Origin of the sequence: Gimesia fumaroli, assembly GCF_007754425.1 — a bacterium.
GTDB classification, from domain to species: Bacteria; Planctomycetota; Planctomycetia; order Planctomycetales; family Planctomycetaceae; genus Gimesia; species Gimesia fumaroli.
Genome location: NZ_CP037452.1, coordinates 3,424,975 through 3,442,434 on the forward strand (window position 1 = coordinate 3,424,975; position 17,460 = coordinate 3,442,434).

The window sequence follows — 17,460 nt, forward strand, 5'->3', positions numbered from 1 at the left end:
TTTAAAGGGTTAAGTAGTGTGCCCGTCCAGATGAGATTATTTTGTTTGCGACAGCGATTCGGGAGACAGTAAACGGTGGTTGGAAAGTTTGATCGAACCAATATTTCTCTCGAAGTTCTCGCCACATTCCACAGTGAGCATGGTTTCCGGCAGATCATATTTTCCCACTCGTGCAAACCCGAAGGTATTGCTGCGATTGGATGTGATCGCACCGGTTTTGGGATTGCGGTAAGTGACCGACGTATCACGTGGGAGAACAGCGCCTTCTTTGGTACGCCAGACATCCAGGGTGGAAATGGTAAACCACATTTTGTCAGAGCGACGCTGAACGACGGTCATCACGTCATCCTGCAGGCGAAAGGAGACATTTTTACCATCGATATTCACCAGACGTCCCAGCGGGTGGTTGACCTGCTGGTCAGCGAAAGTCGCAGGAATCGGTTTCTGTACACGGTACTTGCGGTGGCCAATAACCGATCGCAGTTTGGGAAGACTCCATTCGGACAGCGATTCGTCGTCGAGTGTCAGTTTGACTTTGAAGTCTTTGTCTGCAGTGAGTTTGCCTTTCGTCTGCTTGCCATTATAGCTCACGGTGACGTCAGCAGTGAAACCGGGAAAATCACGCCAGACGGCACGAGCTTCCCGGACAGCCTGGTAAAGCTTCGTCGCGGCTGCTTTTTCCTGATCTGCCTCCGTAGCGGGTTGACCTTTGGCGGGCGTCCATTGCATGGTTGCCGAGAGTGTCAGCAGAACAATCAGCCCGGCCAGACCCCATTGTTTCAGTTCACGTTGAACCGTTTGATAGCACTTCATGAGATTTCTCCATGTGTAATCTAGGAAAAGTAATCTAAGGTGATTTTGAATCAATTTTGAACTCGAAGGTGTTTTTACCGTCTTTGGTGATTTTAGCCGTCAGTTTGGAATTTTTGTTATAAGCGGCTGGGATTTTAACACTGGAAGGATCAACAAATGGTTTTCCCGTTTTTTTCGCTTCGGCTTGTAATTGCGCGATCTCTTCCATCTCTGGATAAGTGGGATAGATCTCGACACGAGCCTTCCCAGCAACCGGCCCTCCTTTTTCAGGGATCTGATAAATGCCTTCTCGAACGATGCCCGCAGATTTGACTTTTCCTTCTGAGGTTTCTGAGATGAATAGAATACGGGCACTGGCAATAGGATCCCCATCGTAATAAACCAGACCCGATACACTAAAGCGTTTGCCACGCGGGTCATCTTTTGCTCCGCTGCAACCAACACAGCTTAGTAAGACTAATCCAAGGAAAAGGCTGTATCGGATCGAATAGAAGCAGGAGAAAGAACTTTTTATTGATACTATTTTCGTGATCATATTTAACTCCTCGGATAGCGTTTGCAGAAGCAGATATTCGCTTCTGCAAACCATCGGAGATAAAACTTTCCATATGAAAGGAACGACTCATTAGAATTCGCCGATGACTTCGCCACCTGCTTTGGTAGCCAGCGCGTCAAGCGTTCCAGCGTCAATATTCTCACTGACGAACCGAACAGCACCATCACCTAACAGGAAGTGGGCACCACCGACATGATCACTCCGCCAAGTTCCTCGGTTAGCATTGAGATTGACATTAAAATCACCATTGGTACTGCCTAAAGCAACTCCAGGATAACTTCCGCCCCACCGATGACTACCCCATCGTGGAGTACCTTGAACTGATGTGTCTGATGGGCAAGAGGATGAGTGGCCAGACCATAAGTAGTCTTCTAGCCGATAGTTGAATTCACCACACATGATTGTATTTGTTAGACCATCGGTAACATCACGAAAGCGAGTTGGACTGGTGTAGGTGTAGTTACGCCCAGGAAACATACCATCTGGGTTTCCGGCTGAGCCATCATCGGAACCTTCATGAAGCCCTATTGAAGCACCATAGCTGGTAGGGCCTCCTTTTTCTGCGCATGATAAATAGGGGACAGCTCGAGGAAGAACCATGGTTGGGCAAAGATAAATCGTGATCGTTCGATTGAGGGCATCCAGGTTCGCCGGATCGGTATAATAAAGGTCGAAGTCATATAAGTTTTGTAGATTGGTTTGATCAAGAAAAGGCAGGATGGCAACAAAAGGGCTATATAATTGAGCGTTTTGTCCCATCGGTAATGATGTATGAACATCGTTATAATTGTGCATTGCCAGGCCAATTTGTTTCAGGTTGTTTTTACAACTGGATCGGCGGGCGGCTTCGCGTGCCTGTTGGACGGCGGGGAGCAGTAAGGCGATCAGAATCGCAATGATGGCGATGACCACCAGAAGTTCAATCAGCGTGAAAGCGCGTCTTCGTTTGGGGCGGGGTAACATGGTTTCTCCTGAATTGTAGCGGGTTACCAGGATAAAAAAATTGAATGGGATCAGGCCCGATTCAATGGCCAAGTGTTCTGGCTGGCTTGCTACTAGCGGAAATACCACGATTGCTGGCTGGCTGGTTGAAATTGAAACTCAATCTCAATATGGGGATGTTATACTTCCATCGACTGCCCTGCAAGATTTCTCGCAACCGATTTTGCGAAAAATAAGAAAATACAAATTAGATATATTGTAACTGATAGATATGTAGTGGCTTACGTTGTTGTTGGGTGAGACGGGAGTATTGGCGCTATCGAAAAAGAGAGAGCAGAATGTATGGGGAGTCTGAGATGTCGTTGGCTCAGTAGATGATCATTCAGGCCGTTATTCACCGTCAAAGCGGGCGATACAGTCCAGAAATTGCTGTCCAAAATCATCGCATTTCTTCTGTCCGACCCCCCAGATTTCGAGGAATTGCGTCAGCGTCTGGGGCTTGTGGCGGGCCAACTCGCGGAGCGTGGCATCACCAAACACCATGTAAGGTTGTAGGCCCTTCTCTCCGGCGATCTGTTTTCGCAGGCTGCGTAATTCTTCGAACAATCCCTGGTCCACACCTTTCCAGTTCAGGTCAGCCAATTCATTTTTCGTGCGGCGAGCTTTGTCAGCTTTGACGTCCTGCGAGGTGCGCATGAGTTGGGGAGCGACTTCCCCGCGTAACAACTGCCAGCCGGAGTCAGTGATGCGCAGTTGTTGGTACTCGGCGGTTTTCGTTAAGAAGCCCTGGGCCATCAATTGATTGAGCCAGTGGCGAATCGTCGATAAACTTTCCTGCTTGAGCAGGCCGTAGGTGCTGAGTTCGTCGTGACGATTTGCGAGCACTTTCTTATCTTTCGAACCTTTCAGCACAGCGGCCGTATATGTGGAGCCAAAGTTTTGATCCTGTCTGAAAATTGAGGACAGGATTTTCTGGCCGATGACTTGTGCATCATCCACCTTTTCAAAATCGCCGCGACACAGATCGCAACCGGTTTCGCAATCCTGCTCCAGGTCCTGACCGAAGTGCCGCATCAGATAGCGGTGACGACAGTCAAAGCTATGGCAGTAGTTCTGCATCGCTTGCAGGGACTGGAACGCGGTCGCCTTTGATTCGTCAGGTTGATCGTCCAGAATACGTTTCCAGATCATCGCGTCCTGTTCGGAATAGAGTAAGACGCACTCGGCTTCGAGGCCATCCCGCCCTGCTCTGCCGCTTTCCTGCTGATAATTTTCGAGTGACTTCGGCAAGCCCGCATGAATGACATACCGCACGTTGGGTTTATCGATGCCCATGCCGAACGCGATGGTAGCGACGATGGCGTCTACGCGGTCTTGAATGAAATCTTCCTGATTGGCAGCGCGTTCTTCATCGGGTAGCCCTGCATGATAAGGCCGCGTTTCATAACCGGCATTGTTGAGTGATTCGCTCAGCGATTCGACATCCGCACGGGAGATGCAGTAGATGACGCCGGGTTCATTCGGGTGGCGTTCCAGTACTTCAGACACCTGCGTAAAACGATCAGACCGTCGGGCTACCGAGTACGTCAGGTTGGGACGGTCAAATGAGCCGATCAGGACATCAGGCTCATTGAGCGCGAGCTGGACGGCGATATCGTCGCGTACCTGTTCGGTGGCGGTCGCGGTATAAGCATGAATGCCACACTGTGGATAGATGTTTTTGAGTTCCTGTAGTGCATGATAGTGCGGGCGAAAATCGTGTCCCCACATACTGACACAATGGGCTTCATCAATGACAATGTAGGCCAGCTTGATTTCAGTCAGCATACTGAGCATGCCTTCCAACATCAGCCGTTCAGGAGCAACGTAGAGCAGTTTAATCTCCCCTTTGCGGACGTCACTCAAGACCTGTCGCGATTCCTTCTGGTCCAGCGAACTGTTGAGGTAAGCAGCGGAAATTCCACAAACACGAAGGGCGTCAACCTGGTCTTTCATCAGAGAGATCAATGGGCTGACGACAACCGCCATTCCGTCCATACAAAGTGCTGGCGCCTGATAACAGAGCGATTTTCCCCCACCCGTGGGAAGCACAACCAATGAGTCACGGCCTTCGAGGACAGCGGTCATCGCTTCCTGCTGGAGCGGACGAAATTCCGCATAGCCCCAGTATTCGTGTAAGACATCCAGTAAAGCGTCATCCATCCCAGCTTTAGCCATCATTGGTCCCAATAAGAATAGGTCTGTCGTTTGATCAATTTCTCAAGGCAGACACATATCGTAGCGGGTCAGGCGGAAAAGCTAAAGGATGGATTTTACCGTCTTGAAGAATGCGATTAAATCACTTCGTGCAGTGGTTCGTAGTCATCGACCAGATACTGCGGACGTCCGGCGAGGTCCGCGATGGTTGTGCCGTGGAAATCGATTCCCAGGTGACGATAGAGCGTGGCGAAGACTTCTCCAAAGTGAATCGGTCGATTAGCAATCTGAGCTCCCATTCGATCAGTGGCACCGATGACCTGGCCGGTTTTGAAACCACCGCCAGCCAGTAAGCCGCCGCCGACTGCCGGCCAGTGATCGCGTCCGCCATCTTTATTGATTTTGGGCGTGCGACCGAATTCACCCCAGGCCACAACGGCAACGTCGTCCGCCATGCCGCGTTCGTGCAGGTCTTCGATCAGTGTGGCTAAGCCCTGATCAAACTGTGGAAGATGTGTTTCTTTTAAACCGCCAAAATTGTTACTATGGAAATCCCAGCGTCCGAAATTCAATGTGACGATGCGGGCACCGGCTTCTACGAGGCGTCGGGCCATCAGAAAATGTTCGAGGTTTCGCGGGGCACCGTCGCCGTAATTTTTCGGATCCCCTTTGCCATAGCGTTCTCGGATAGTGGGATCTTCCTGTGAAAGATCAAGGGCATTGACCAGTTTGTTGGAGGTCAGAATGTTGAAGACCTGCTGGTTCATGTCATCCATACCCTGCATCGATCCGCTGGCGTCTGCCTCGCGTTTAAATTGATCGAAGGTTGCCAGCAGTTGTTTCCGGTTGTTGAGCCGGGCTTCGTCGATGCCATTCAGCACCATGTTTTTGCTGGACGGTCCTGAGGGGCGAAATGCGGAGTGGCTGACTCCCAGAAAGCCGGGGAGACCGGGAGAACCGTAAGGCGGATGTCCCGTATTAGGAGCCAGGCCGACAAAGGGAGGTACAGCTGGATCAGCGGGGCCAGAGAGTTTGGAGACGACCGATCCAATCGAAGGCCAACCCCCGGCTGGTTGATTGCGGGTGGTTCGTCCGGTGTAACAGATAAAGGAATCGTGGGCACCGTTGGGGGAACCGTGTACCGAACGGAGTGGAATGATTTTATCGGCAATGTTTCCCAGGCGAGGTAGATGCTCGCAAATTTGGAAGCCGGGGACTTTTGTATTGATCGGACGAAACTCACCACGAATTTCCGAAGGAGCGTCCATTTTGAGGTCATACATGTCCTGATGCGAGGGGGCGCCACACATGTAAATCATGATGACGGCTTTGTGGCGTTTGCTTTTGCCGGATGCGGATTCTGCTTGCAGAAGTTGAGGCAGGCTGAGTCCTCCCAGACCCAATGCGCCGACTTTCAGGATTTCCCGTCGTGAAATGCGATCACAGAGCTTCGTTTCTGGTCCCCAGATAGACAGCATAGGTGTTCCCTTCTCAAGGAGTGGCAGGAGTTTAATGGAGATATCGGTTGGTGAGCTTTGCAGGAGTGAATTCAATGATAAAAAATCATTGATGTGATCAATTGTAGCATCTCATAAAGCAGAATTCCAAGTCCAAATTGACAAAGTCAGTTCTTGAATCAGGAAAAAAATGGGGACGCGTTTTATTCTGGGAAAAGGATTTGGAGCGGAAAATCTGGATCAATATTCATTCTTTCAGAAATTTTTCATACTCAGCGATAATTCAGTTAATCCGGTTAATTGGGCTAACAGGACAGTTTTTTATGTCTGCTGAGACTGTACCTATATTTTTGTTCGTAGCTGGATGGGAGCCGGGAAAAATATGCAAGTAGTTCTTTCTGCAATATTTAAAATTTTAAGATTAGTGATCAGAAATTCAAAAATGAATTGAAATTTGAATTGCTTGAGTGAAAATAAAAGGCGGTATCAAAATTTCAAATGCGTTTAGTAATAGGATAATTAAAAGCGTTTTCAATCGAGTGAGAATCTGGTCATCGCAGTTCGGGAGAACCACAGTGAATCCAACAAAGTCTGACTCCACACCCAAACATGCTCAATCGGAAGGAATTACTGGTTCAGAAAGTAATCTTGCACTTTCTGATATTCATTCTCGATTACCCGACCCGCAGAGAACATCCGGCAAAGCGACTGCTTTGGACCGATGGCTGATGCGAACCATGCTACAGAAGGCAGGTAATCCGGAAATCGAAGTGGTCTTATGGGATAACACCAGGATTACCACATCTCCCACTCCCCCTGCTGTGCGCGCCTTCATTCATCAGCGCAGCACACTGTATAAGATGTTGATTGATCCCAGTCTGGCTTTCGGAGATGGGTATTCTCAAGGGGGCGTTGAAGTGGAAGGTGGTTTGATCGCCTTTAATGAAGCCATTGACCAGTGCACTCATACAGCCGATACGAAATATTTTTACCGCGATGGGATACGAAGTTGCCTGGGATGGCTACAACGAAATACAATCGACGCGGCTCGCAGTAATATCCATCATCATTATGATATTGGAAATGATTTCTATAAACTCTGGCTCGATCAGCAATTGGCTTATACGTGTGCGTATTTTTCCGATCCGGAGATGTCACTGGAAGCGGCGCAGATCGCCAAAATGGATCATGTTTGCCGGAAAGTCGGTTTGAAACCAGGAGATACGGTTGTTGAAGCCGGTTGTGGCTGGGGCGCACTGGCATTGCATATGGCCAAATTTTATGGAGCGAAAGTCAAAGCTTTTAATATTTCACATGAACAGATTGTCTATGCCCGTGAACGTGCCAAACAGGAAGGGTTGGGTGATCAAGTTGAATTTGTAGAAGATGACTGGCGAAATATTACCGGTAGTTATGATTCCTTCGTGTCGGTGGGGATGCTGGAGCATGTCGGCCTGAAAAATTATGAAACTCTGGGCGAAGTGATCGCCCGCTGTCAGAGCCCCCGTGGTCGCGGTTTGATTCATTCGATTGGCTGTAACTCGCCGCGAATGCTGGATAGCTGGACTACCAAACGCATTTTTCCCGGGGCGCATGTTCCCAGTCTGAGCCAGATGATGCAGATTTTCGAGCCGCAGAAATTTTCAATTCTAGATGTCGAAAATATTCGCCTGCATTACGCGCTCACGTTGGAACACTGGCTGCAGCGTTATGAACAGAATATTGATCAGGTCCAGTCTATGTTTGATGAGGAATTCATTCGAACCTGGCGTCTTTATCTGGCAGCTTCTGTGGCTGCCTTTCGAGCCGGTTCTCTGCAGTTATTTCAGGTGGTCTTCACCAATGGGGGGAATAATGAAGTTCCCTGGACTCGTGCTGGCTTGTATCAGGCTGAGCCTTCACAGGTGGTGAGCGAATCATGATCGCACCAGAGAGTGAGACGTGTGATGTATTGATTGTGGGGGGCGGTCCTGGCGGCTCCTCTTGCGCCAGGGGCTTGCGTGATTCTGGCCTGGATGTGCTGGTCATGGATAAGGCAACGTTTCCACGTGATAAAGTCTGTGCGGGTTGGATTACGCCGCCGGTTGTGGATCTACTGGATCTGGATTTGGATGACTACAAACGAGAACATGCTCTGCAGCCGATCACGCGATTTCGAACCGGGATCATTGGCGGTCCTGCTATCGAGACCGAATACGACAAGACCGTCAGTTATGGCATCCGTCGATGTGAGTTCGATGACTACCTGCTCAAACGCTGTGGTGCCCGAACTCAACTGGGATCGCCTTTGAAAACAATGGAACGTTCTGAGAACGGCTGGCTGATTAATGGTTCCCTGCAGGCAAAACTGATTGTGGGGGCAGGAGGTCATTTCTGTCCGGTGGCCCGCAGATTGAATCAGGCGAACCCGTCGGAAAAATCAGTCGTGCTGGCACAGGAAACGGAATTTGAACTGACTCCCGAACAGCAGAGTCTTTGTCGTGTGAAACCGGATACACCCGAATTATACTTCTGTCGGGATTTAAAAGGATATGGCTGGTGTTTTTTAAAAGATGGTTTTTTAAATGTGGGTATAGGTCGCGAGGGAGAAAAACAACTGTCGGCGGTGCGTGATGAATTTACTGACTATCTCGATCGCGAGGGACGCGTGCCTAAGGAGATACTCGGGAAATTCAAAGGTCATGCTTATCGCCTGTATGGTTTGCAAAAACGGACGATCATTGACGATAGCGTCCTACTGGTGGGGGACGCAATCGGGATGGCGTCCCCGCAAAGTGGAGAAGGCATTCGTCCTGCCATTGAAACGGGATTGATCGCCGCTGATATGATTCGTGATTGCCAACGGGATTATTCAAAAGCTCGATTAGGTACTTATCAGGAGAAAGTTTTCGATCGGTTTGGGGAATGGTCAGACCATCCGGAAGCGAGTTTCATTCCAGCAGCTTTCCGTCAATTTCTGGGACGCCGATTGATGTCAACCCAATGGTTCACACGCATGGTACTCCTTGATCGCTGGTTCTTACAGCAGCATCTACTCCCTTTAGTTCATGGTTAACTCAGTTTTGACCACTCCAGTTCGATCCCCTGCTTTGAGAGTGTAGTCTGGAACTCTTGGAGCTGGCGTTGATCGTTGCGAATTTTACGCGGCGTTGTTTTATGTGAAATTGCGTGGGCACATAAGGCGCCAGCTGCTTCACCAATCGACCATTCCACAGGATGCAGACGGTAGCAGCCGTTGGAAATGTGCGTGGTACCGATGTTTTTGCAAGCGGGGATCAGATTTTCGACCCGCTGTGGAATCATTGCCCCCAATGGGATCTGAAACGGCACACTGCCCATATCGATGTAATTGTCGCCTCCCGTACTGGGGTGCAGGTCCAGATGGTAATAGCCGATGCCGACGGAATCAGCGAATGGTTTGGCGAGCAACGGTTTGTGATCCTTGCCCAGTTCTTTGAGTCGCTCGGTATAGGTCAGGTCTTGTTCTTTGATCGTGAGCTCGGCTTTGATACGACGGGACTCGCGAATATAAGGGTATTTTGCCAGGCCATCTTCGGTACCAACGATATCTTTGCGCAAACGCAGCCCTTTCCAACCTTGCTTGCCGTCCGGTCGGGGAGCTTCGGTCTGCAGCCAATACAGGAGCGACAGGCTGAGTTGTTTGGCAGCGTTGAGATGTTTCTCGCGTTCTGCTGGAGCGACATCAGTGATGTTACCCAGCATATAGTCATTCTGAGGCCAGTTGATGACGGTGATATCACTGGCGTAAGAGCCGGGTGTGAAATTGTTACGGTCGATCATCCGGCGGTAAAGCCAGAGATTCAGTGATTTGGTTTTGGGGGGTGCTGTCTCTTTACCACAGGGCACGAAGGAAAGTTCTTTGGGCTTCAACGTGCGTGGGTGGGAATAATAGAGCGAAAGGATCTTACCCGACCATGCGGGTGTTAATGGGGGAACATGATTTTTCCAGAAATCATACATCGCAGGGCGCTCAATTGTGTGGTCTTCCCCTTCCCGATGATCAATGGCAAAACAGTGCGTCATCGCCTGAATATTAGCAGGGTTGGTTTTTTCCGGTGCATGTGGTTCACCGGTTTCTGCCTGTGATTCGGCTCCCAGAACGTATTCCGTTCTGGTTAATGGTAGCAGGTCCCCTTCTTCGCTGGCATCGATGAAGTATCTGGCGTGCAGTGTGACCGGTTTATCTGATCCTAATGTCTGGCAGGTTACGGTTTCAATACGGTCACCTGTTTGAGAAGCACTGACGGGTTGTGTGTTTAGAAGCAGGGTCAGTTGACCGCTACTGACTGCAGGAGCCAACATTGATTGTAACGCTGCAATGCCGACCTTAGGTTCGTGGCAGATGCGCGAGACGGAACCGTTACCAGGATTCAAATTCGCGACTTGCCGGGCTTTGCTGGTTAAGGGGTAATGTTGCTTGTAATAATCACGAATCAGAGTTCGCAGTTGTGCATAGGATTCTGTACGTCCGAACGATTCAATCCACTTATGTTCGTCTGGCGGGACCGCTTGTTGTGAGATCTGACCCCCGATCCAGTCAGTCGGCTCAGTCAGAATCACGCGGGCTCCATTGCGGCAGGCAGCGAACGCAGCAGCACAGCCTCCCAGGCCGGCACCGATGATGACCACATCGGCTTTGAGTTCGCTGGGGTTTGATGCATAACAGGATTGTGACTGCAAAGCCTGCAGAAAGGGAAGACTAAAGATTCCGGAGCCATAGATGCCGCACTGCTGCAAAAATTGTCGTCGTTGCATGATTTTGAATTTCAGAATATTACGAGATTAATAACGCGTAGGAGATTAAGATGTTGGAATACTTATTCTTTCAGTATCGCGACTGAAATACCAGCCCCGTTGATAGCGATTCTTTTAAACTCAGTACGTTGTCCAGGATAGGATGATTAAAGGAAAATAGATGTTCAAATATTATGCTCTGTTGCTCAGCATGGTGGTCTGTACTACCGACATATTACATGGGGCTGACTATTTTCAGATACAGGTTGTCGATGCGGAAACCGAACGTGGTATACCACTCGTCGAACTGGAGACGGTGAATCAGATTCTCCATGTCACCGACAGTAAGGGAATTGTCGCTTTTGATGAACCGGGCCTGATGAATCAGGAAGTCTACTTTTTTCTCCGCAGTCACGGCTACAGTTATCCAAAAGATGGTTTTGGATTCAATGGCAAAAAGCTGAACGTGAAGCCGGGCGGCAAAGCCGTCATCAAGATGAAGCGGATCAATGTGGCGCAGCGGTTGTATCGGGTGACCGGTGGGGGCATTTATCGGGACAGCCTGCTGGTCGGGGCACCAGTTCCTTTGCAAGAGCCTGTGTTAAATGGGCGTGTGCTGGGCTCGGATAGCGTGGTGAATACGCTGTTTAAAAATAAGGTGTACTGGTTCTGGGGAGATACCAACAAACCGGGGTATCCTCTAGGGAATTTTGATGTTCCCGGTGCCGTCTCTGAATTACCGGCACGGGGAGGACTACGGATTCAACAAGGTGTTGATCTGGATTATTTTCTGGATGAAACGGGTTTTGCGAAGAAGACCTGTGATATGCCAGGCGAGGGACCAACCTGGATTGATGCGCTCGTAACTTTGAAAGATGAGTCTGGTGTTGAGCGCCTGTTTGCGAAATATGTCAAAGTCAAAGCGCCAATGACTGTCTATGAACGGGGACTGGTGGAATTTAATGACGAGTTGAAACAGTTCGACAAACAGAAAGTCTTTGATTTTGATGCCCTGCTCTATCCGGTAGGTCATCCAGTAAAGTATAAAATGGAGGGAGTCGAATATGTGTTGTTCGGTCTGGCGGCTCCCCTGACTCGCGTGTCTGCGTCCCCGTCCGTGTTGGCAAATTTAGCCGAATATGAAACCTATACCTACTTGAAACCAGGAACAGAGAACGAACAGTGGGTCATAGATCGAGATTCGCAAGGTCAGCTGCGATATCAATGGCGAAAAAATCTTCCGCCGTTGAGTTATGACCTGGAACAAAAGTTGATTTTACAGGGGAAACTGTCTGCAGAGGAAGGATATTTTTATCTTTGCGATATCGAAACGAAGCGGCCCCTACAGATTCATAACAGCTCCGTTGCCTGGAACGCGTATCGCAAAAAGTGGACGATGATCGCGTCACAGAAATTTGGCACGTCTGTCCTGGGAGAGATCTGGTATTCAGAGGCGGAAAGTCCACTTGGCCCCTGGAAGTGGGCTCGCAAGATTGTGACGCATAATAAGTACAGTTTTTATAACCCGAAACAGCACCCGATGTTTGCAGAGGAGAAAGGGCGGTTGATCTATTTCGAGGGGACTTATACGACCTTATTTTCGGGAAATGATGTTAAGACGCCCCGCTATGACTATAACCAGATTATGTATCAGCTGGATTTGTCTGATCCGCGTCTGGCACCGGAGTTGTTTCAACAATAGTTGGAAATAAAAAAGAACACAGAGAGCAACCCGTGTGGTCTCTGTGTTCTGAAAGTATGAAATGCCTGAAAGTGGATTCAGGAGTCTTTACCTAACAGCTTGTCCATCAAGAATTCGTGAGAGTTCGAGTATTGATCTGATTTCGAAACGTCTTTAATCAGCAGGTGGCATTCCGTGCCCACTTTGTCGGCTTTTTCTTTCATTTTGACACCATAAACTGGGTGGTGAATTCCATGGCCGGCGTTTTCTGAAGGAAGTTTCATGTTGTTACCGTAGGTCATTAAGAGTGGTGGATCGTCGGCAGTGAGATGGTTATAAGGAGAGAACTCTTTATAAAGTGCTTCGTGTTTTTCGTAGTTGTCCATCACGTCCTGCATACTTTTACCGCCGACGGCTTTATGGATCATCGCATGTTTGAGCACATTCGGGCCGAGCCAGGGTTCGATGACTTTGGGATCGATGGATGTCTGACCTCCGCCGACGGCAGCGGCAATGACGCGTGTGGATTCCCGGGCGACGGGATCTTTGGATTTGGGATCGGCCAGATCATCGTGATATAAGAGCCACATCGAAGTGCAGGCCCCTGCACTGCCGCCGGTCAATGCGATTTTCTTTTTATCGATATTCCATTCTTTGGCTTTCGAACGGATGAACTGGATTGCGCGGGCGGCATCATGTACTGGGACAGGAAGTGACGCTTCGCCCGTCAAACGGTAATTGATGGCAGCATAAGAAATGCCTTTGTCGAGATAAGCTTGAATTCTGCTCGAACCTCGTCCTTTATCACCGCCAATCCAACCGCCGCCGTGAATGTAGACCAGCAGCGGTCGCGGGCCTTTCCCTTTTGCTTCCCAGAAATCCAGTTTGGTCTTATCATGCGGACCATGAGCGACATCGGCATGTGTTGGTTTCGGAATTTTCGGTTTGTCTGCCGCGAAGGACGCGGAACAGATAAGCGTGAACGTCAGTAGAAAAGCAAGTATTTGGCGCTGCATGGGGGCGATTCCTTTAAGATGGTTCAGTAAGATCAGTGACTTTGGATAATCTTTCATCATGAGTTGTTCTTTGATCGAAATCAAGAATCTATAGTGCGGAGTTTCTTTGCATGTATCAACAGGCTATGATGTGAACTTCGGGTTTGATGAAGAATCGACGATGAAGAATTGACATGGATCACAACAGCATTGCGTGGAGCGAGTAGGCATGAAACATTTGATTTCCTGCGGAATAGTCAGTTTATTTCTTCTTTTTTCAGTATCCTTTGTCTGGTCTGGCGAAAAGGCGGACAGGGCTCCGCTGGATGCTAAAAAAGAACTCTGGAAGCAGATTGCACCTTTTTTTGAACCCCCGAATGAGTTCAAGGGAGATCTGGGAAATTATAAAACACCATTGAGGTTTTATGATAGACGACCGGTCAAAACACCAGCTGACTGGCAGGCGCGTCGTCAGGAAATTCTGAAGACCTGGCATGCGATGATGGGTGAGTGGCCGCCCGTGAATGAACATCCCAAAGTAGAGTATCTGAAGCAGGAACACCGGGATAATTTCACGCAATACACGGTGCGGTTTGACATTGCGCCGGGGCATCCCAATACGGGTTATCTGCTGGTTCCCGATGATGCTAAGCCGGATCATAAGACACCGGCTGTGCTGGTGGTCTATTATGATCCCGAGACTGGCGCGGGATTAAAAGGCAAGGATCGAGATTTTGCCTTGGCGTTAGCAAAGCGGGGCTTTGTGACATTATCGGTTGGCCACGATTATTCACTTTACTATCCCAATCGGGAGAAAGCAGAGATTCAGCCTTTGTCTGCGTTAGCTTATGGGGCAGCGAATGCATTTCATGTGCTGGCGAATCGAAAAGAGGTTGATCCGGAACGCATTGGCATCGTCGGGCATTCGTATGGTGGCAAGTGGGCGATGTTTGCTTCCTGTCTGTACGACAAATTTGCGTGTGCTGCCTGGTCGGATGGCGGGATTGTATTTGATGAAAGCAGACCGAGTGTGAATTACTGGGAGCCCTGGTACCTGGGTTATGAGGGGCCCGACTTTCGTAAGCGGGGGTTGCCGACCAAAGAGAATCCGCGCACCGGGCTGTATAAACAACTCGTCAAAGACGGTTACGATCTGCACGAACTGCATGCTTTGATGGCCCCCCGCCCGTTTCTGGTTTCCGGTGGTGCAGAAGACCGCCCCAAACAATGGCGGGCGCTGAATCATAGCGTCGCCGTGAATCGATTCCTGGGTTATGACAATCGAGTGGCAATGACGAATCGGGAAAAACATGCTCCCAACCCTGAGTCGAACGAGCAGATGTATCAGTTCTTTGAGTACTGGTTGAAAGCAAACGCACTCAACAAAAAATGAGTGTAATCAAACACATCGTTTAATGCTTTGATCACCGACGATCGACAGATCGGTGAAACTACCAGTGTGGCTGGTGAGAGTTCGTATCCGGCAGATTATACTTGGTCTGGTTAGTGTTTTTGTGAACACTTTTCAGGGTGTTTCATTGTCATCCTTTCATTATAAAACTGGAAAATGGGTGAAATGAAGGAAAAGTCACACACATTTGCTCCCTGAAAGACGTCTGTTCTAATAGAGGCTGTCGTATGAATTCCGCTCAGGATTGGCACGATTTCACAGAAATCAGAGTTGCTTTTCGTACACCCCGTGAGAAATAATGAAGCTGCTGTGAGATCCTTCCTAAAATTTTGCCTTCCCTGAGTCTGGCCTCCTTGAGCCATAAGCTCTGTTTTATATTCTCGACTCATTTACACCCTGTGATTTTCCCTACCTGATTACCGGAGAATAATTAAATGTTGATGCAACCTCGTTCCAGAGGTCGGCGTGGTTTTACGCTCATTGAACTGCTCGTTGTGATTGCGATCATTGCGATTCTAATTGCGCTATTATTACCGGCAGTGCAACAGGCTCGTGAAGCAGCACGACGGTCGACCTGTAAAAATAATTTGAAGCAGATCGGGATCGCTTTACATAACTATCACGATACGCATTCCAGCTTTCCCCCCGGAAGTATTGGCTGGTCATTTACAGCGAGTTCTTCTGATAACCCCCAGTTAAACAGCATGGGACCGTTGGTGATGATCCTGCCGTATATGGATATGGCACCACTCTATAACAAATTTGATTTCAGTCTCAGTTATGCAAATCCGGCGAATGTGGGGTTAGCAGCCAATCTTGTTCCGACTTACCTTTGCCCGTCCTACGCAGGGGAAACGGTTCATAATGAACATGGTTACCGAGGCTGGAATACCAGCACCAGGAAAGCGATTACCAATTACCTGGGAGTCGCCGGTTACGCAACAACGGGAGCCCAGGTTGGTATCAGGACCAGTGCCAGCCTGCCGGCGATACAACGGGGAATATTCTGGCCGAACAGTAATACTCGGATGCGTGATATTACCGATGGGACCACGAACACATTTATCTATGGTGAATATCGTCCCTCGATTATGTCAGATGTAGGTTGGGGGTCGGGTGGTTCCTGTTACGATAATCGCTGCAGTCCGTGGGTGCGTGGAATTACACTCGAAGGAAGTGGTGCAGTGAAAGGAATGCGTTATGGGCCGAATCAGGTCTTTCCGAAGACTGCCTATACCAACGACTGGACCGTGGTTCCCTTCAGTTCTCAGCACGTGGGGGGCGTGCATATGTTGAATACTGATGGAAGTGTGGTGTTTGTGAGTGAGAATATCGATATCAATGTCTGGCGGTATCGTGGCAGCGCCTCCGATGGTCAGGTAATTGGAGACTGATCATGCAAAAAAAATCAAAACGATTCTCACTGTTGTTCTGTCTGCTGATCACAGCTTGTGCGCAAGGTCCCACTGATACTCCTCCATTAGCGCGTGTGAAAGGAAAAGTGACTCTGGACGGTCAGCCTCTGACAAGTGGAAGCGTTCAGTTTACTCCGGATAAAAATCGGGGGACAACGGGGCGAATGGCTCTGGGAAATATCAACGAAGATGGGACATTTGAGCTCATGACAATCAGAGCGGGAGATGGCGCTCAAGTGGGCTATCATCTGGTGGCGATTGAGAGCTATGAGTCCACAGCGTTTGATCCCAATCAACCGGTAAATCAGGCACCGAAATCACTGATTCCCAAACGCTATACCGATCCAAAGACAAGCGAACTGACAGCCGAAGTGAAGTCGGGGGAAGATAATTTTTTCACGTTCGATTTGAAATCAAAGCCGTAGCTTCATTTGTGAAATTGAGGAGCAAATAGAACACCGTTATCTTATTGAGATAACGGTGCTGGTTTTCGTGATAGAAGATCTATATCTCTTTCTCAATGAGTTTTCTTTTTAGTTCAATACAAAATCAAGTTTTGTACCCTCTCCTGTTTCTTTTTTAATATCTGCCGCCAATTTTGTCTTTTCGAAGTTGCTATATACCGGAGGTAATGATTCTTTCGCCCCTTCTGTCATCGCATCTGCTTCTGTCGTTCCCGGGGGAAGTGCCGATCCGTCAGGCATAAGGAATTTGCTGATGACTACTTTGTATCTACCAGGGATAGCGCCTTTCAGGTCTTCAAGTTTCACATTGGGCATGGGAGTGATCAACTCAAAGGTGCCGGAATCATTCGTGACTGCAGAAGCCATCTGAGTGCCAGACTCTCCCTGCTGTGGGATTAGAGTAATGCTGGCTCCTGCCAACGGCTTTCCCTTGAAGGTAGCCGTTCCGGTTACCGGGACTAGATCGGCAGTGATTTTTGAATTTTCCGAGTTTGCGCCACATGCAGAAAGAAAACAGATGGACAACAAAGTCAAACACATTCTTGAATTTCTTCCAATGTGAATGATAAATCGCGGTCTGCAGAGGTTCATGGGAATTTTCCTGTAAAGTATTTAAAAACGATCCAAGAATTGATTTCTCAGATAGTGATCAAACTAATTTTGACTTAAGCATTTCCGAATCGAAGACCATACAACTTTGCTGGCAATCACGTGATTGCCAGCAAAGTGAGGTTTTTCGGATTGGAGTGCCGATGCACCGCATACACCAGGCACT

Annotated in this window: 14 protein-coding genes; 6 read left to right on the forward strand and 8 right to left on the reverse strand. The window is 48.9% G+C overall.

The features are described 5' to 3' along the window. Positions 1-36: 36 nt before the first annotated feature. The 5 genes from Enr17x_RS12970 to Enr17x_RS12990 form a co-directional block, all read right to left on the reverse strand. A complete protein-coding gene (locus tag Enr17x_RS12970; RefSeq protein WP_145309337.1) occupies positions 37-813 on the reverse strand; it encodes a DUF3386 family protein in 777 nt (258 codons plus the stop codon). A gap of 34 nt (positions 814-847) precedes the next feature. Continuing rightward, complete coding sequence (locus Enr17x_RS12975; protein ID WP_145309339.1) at positions 848-1,348, reverse strand: hypothetical protein; 501 nt, start codon at positions 1,346-1,348, stop codon at positions 848-850. Positions 1,349-1,438: 90 nt separating this feature from the next. Further along, positions 1,439-2,332 carry a DUF1559 domain-containing protein gene (locus tag Enr17x_RS12980; protein ID WP_145309341.1) on the reverse strand — a complete coding sequence of 298 codons (894 nt, stop codon included), beginning with the start codon at positions 2,330-2,332 and terminating at the stop codon, positions 1,439-1,441. 369 nt (positions 2,333-2,701) lie between these two features. Then, the gene (gene recQ / locus Enr17x_RS12985) at positions 2,702-4,531 is read right to left on the reverse strand and encodes a DNA helicase RecQ (protein ID WP_232101043.1); all 1,830 of its coding nucleotides are present in this window, start codon (positions 4,529-4,531) and stop codon (positions 2,702-2,704) included. Positions 4,532-4,644: 113 nt separating this feature from the next. Further along, positions 4,645-5,985, reverse strand: coding sequence for a DUF1501 domain-containing protein (locus tag Enr17x_RS12990; protein WP_145309342.1), 1,341 nt, complete (start codon positions 5,983-5,985; stop codon positions 4,645-4,647). Positions 5,986-6,539: 554 nt separating this feature from the next. Between Enr17x_RS12990 and Enr17x_RS12995 the strand changes: the two genes are divergently transcribed. Beyond that, complete coding sequence (locus Enr17x_RS12995; protein ID WP_232101044.1) at positions 6,540-7,886, forward strand: SAM-dependent methyltransferase; 1,347 nt, start codon at positions 6,540-6,542, stop codon at positions 7,884-7,886. After that, positions 7,883-9,019: an NAD(P)/FAD-dependent oxidoreductase gene (locus Enr17x_RS13000; protein ID WP_145309344.1), complete on the forward strand. Its 1,137-nt coding sequence runs from the start codon at positions 7,883-7,885 to the stop codon at positions 9,017-9,019. Before Enr17x_RS12995 ends, Enr17x_RS13000 begins: the two co-directional genes overlap by 4 nt. Here Enr17x_RS13000 and Enr17x_RS13005 read toward each other — a convergent pair. After that, positions 9,016-10,740: an FAD-dependent oxidoreductase gene (locus tag Enr17x_RS13005; RefSeq protein WP_145309346.1), complete on the reverse strand. Its 1,725-nt coding sequence runs from the start codon at positions 10,738-10,740 to the stop codon at positions 9,016-9,018. The two genes, Enr17x_RS13000 and Enr17x_RS13005, sit on opposite strands and share 4 nt — an antisense overlap. Positions 10,741-10,900: 160 nt before the next feature. On the opposite strand from Enr17x_RS13005, the gene Enr17x_RS13010 reads away from it, so the two are divergent. After that, on the forward strand, positions 10,901-12,421 hold the full coding sequence (locus tag Enr17x_RS13010; RefSeq protein ID WP_145309348.1) for a hypothetical protein: 1,521 nt from the start codon (positions 10,901-10,903) through the stop codon (positions 12,419-12,421). A gap of 77 nt (positions 12,422-12,498) precedes the next feature. Here the strand turns inward: Enr17x_RS13010 and Enr17x_RS13015 are convergent, their stop codons facing one another. Next, positions 12,499-13,416: an alpha/beta hydrolase gene (locus Enr17x_RS13015; RefSeq protein ID WP_145309350.1), complete on the reverse strand. Its 918-nt coding sequence runs from the start codon at positions 13,414-13,416 to the stop codon at positions 12,499-12,501. 208 nt (positions 13,417-13,624) lie between these two features. Between Enr17x_RS13015 and Enr17x_RS13020 the strand changes: the two genes are divergently transcribed. The 3 genes from Enr17x_RS13020 to Enr17x_RS13030 all read left to right on the forward strand — a co-directional run bounded on the left by Enr17x_RS13020 (position 13,625) and on the right by Enr17x_RS13030 (position 16,646). Then, positions 13,625-14,788, forward strand: coding sequence for an alpha/beta hydrolase family protein (locus Enr17x_RS13020; protein WP_145309352.1), 1,164 nt, complete (start codon positions 13,625-13,627; stop codon positions 14,786-14,788). A gap of 452 nt (positions 14,789-15,240) precedes the next feature. Next, positions 15,241-16,200: a DUF1559 domain-containing protein gene (locus Enr17x_RS13025; RefSeq protein ID WP_232101045.1), complete on the forward strand. Its 960-nt coding sequence runs from the start codon at positions 15,241-15,243 to the stop codon at positions 16,198-16,200. 2 nt (positions 16,201-16,202) lie between these two features. Further along, entirely contained in the window at positions 16,203-16,646 is a 444-nt protein-coding gene (locus Enr17x_RS13030; RefSeq protein WP_145309354.1) for a carboxypeptidase regulatory-like domain-containing protein, read from the forward strand. A gap of 108 nt (positions 16,647-16,754) precedes the next feature. On the opposite strand, the gene Enr17x_RS13035 is transcribed toward Enr17x_RS13030, so the two are convergent. Then, complete coding sequence (locus Enr17x_RS13035) at positions 16,755-17,225, reverse strand: carboxypeptidase-like regulatory domain-containing protein (protein ID WP_145309356.1); 471 nt, start codon at positions 17,223-17,225, stop codon at positions 16,755-16,757. Between the last annotated feature and the right edge of the window lie 235 nt (positions 17,226-17,460).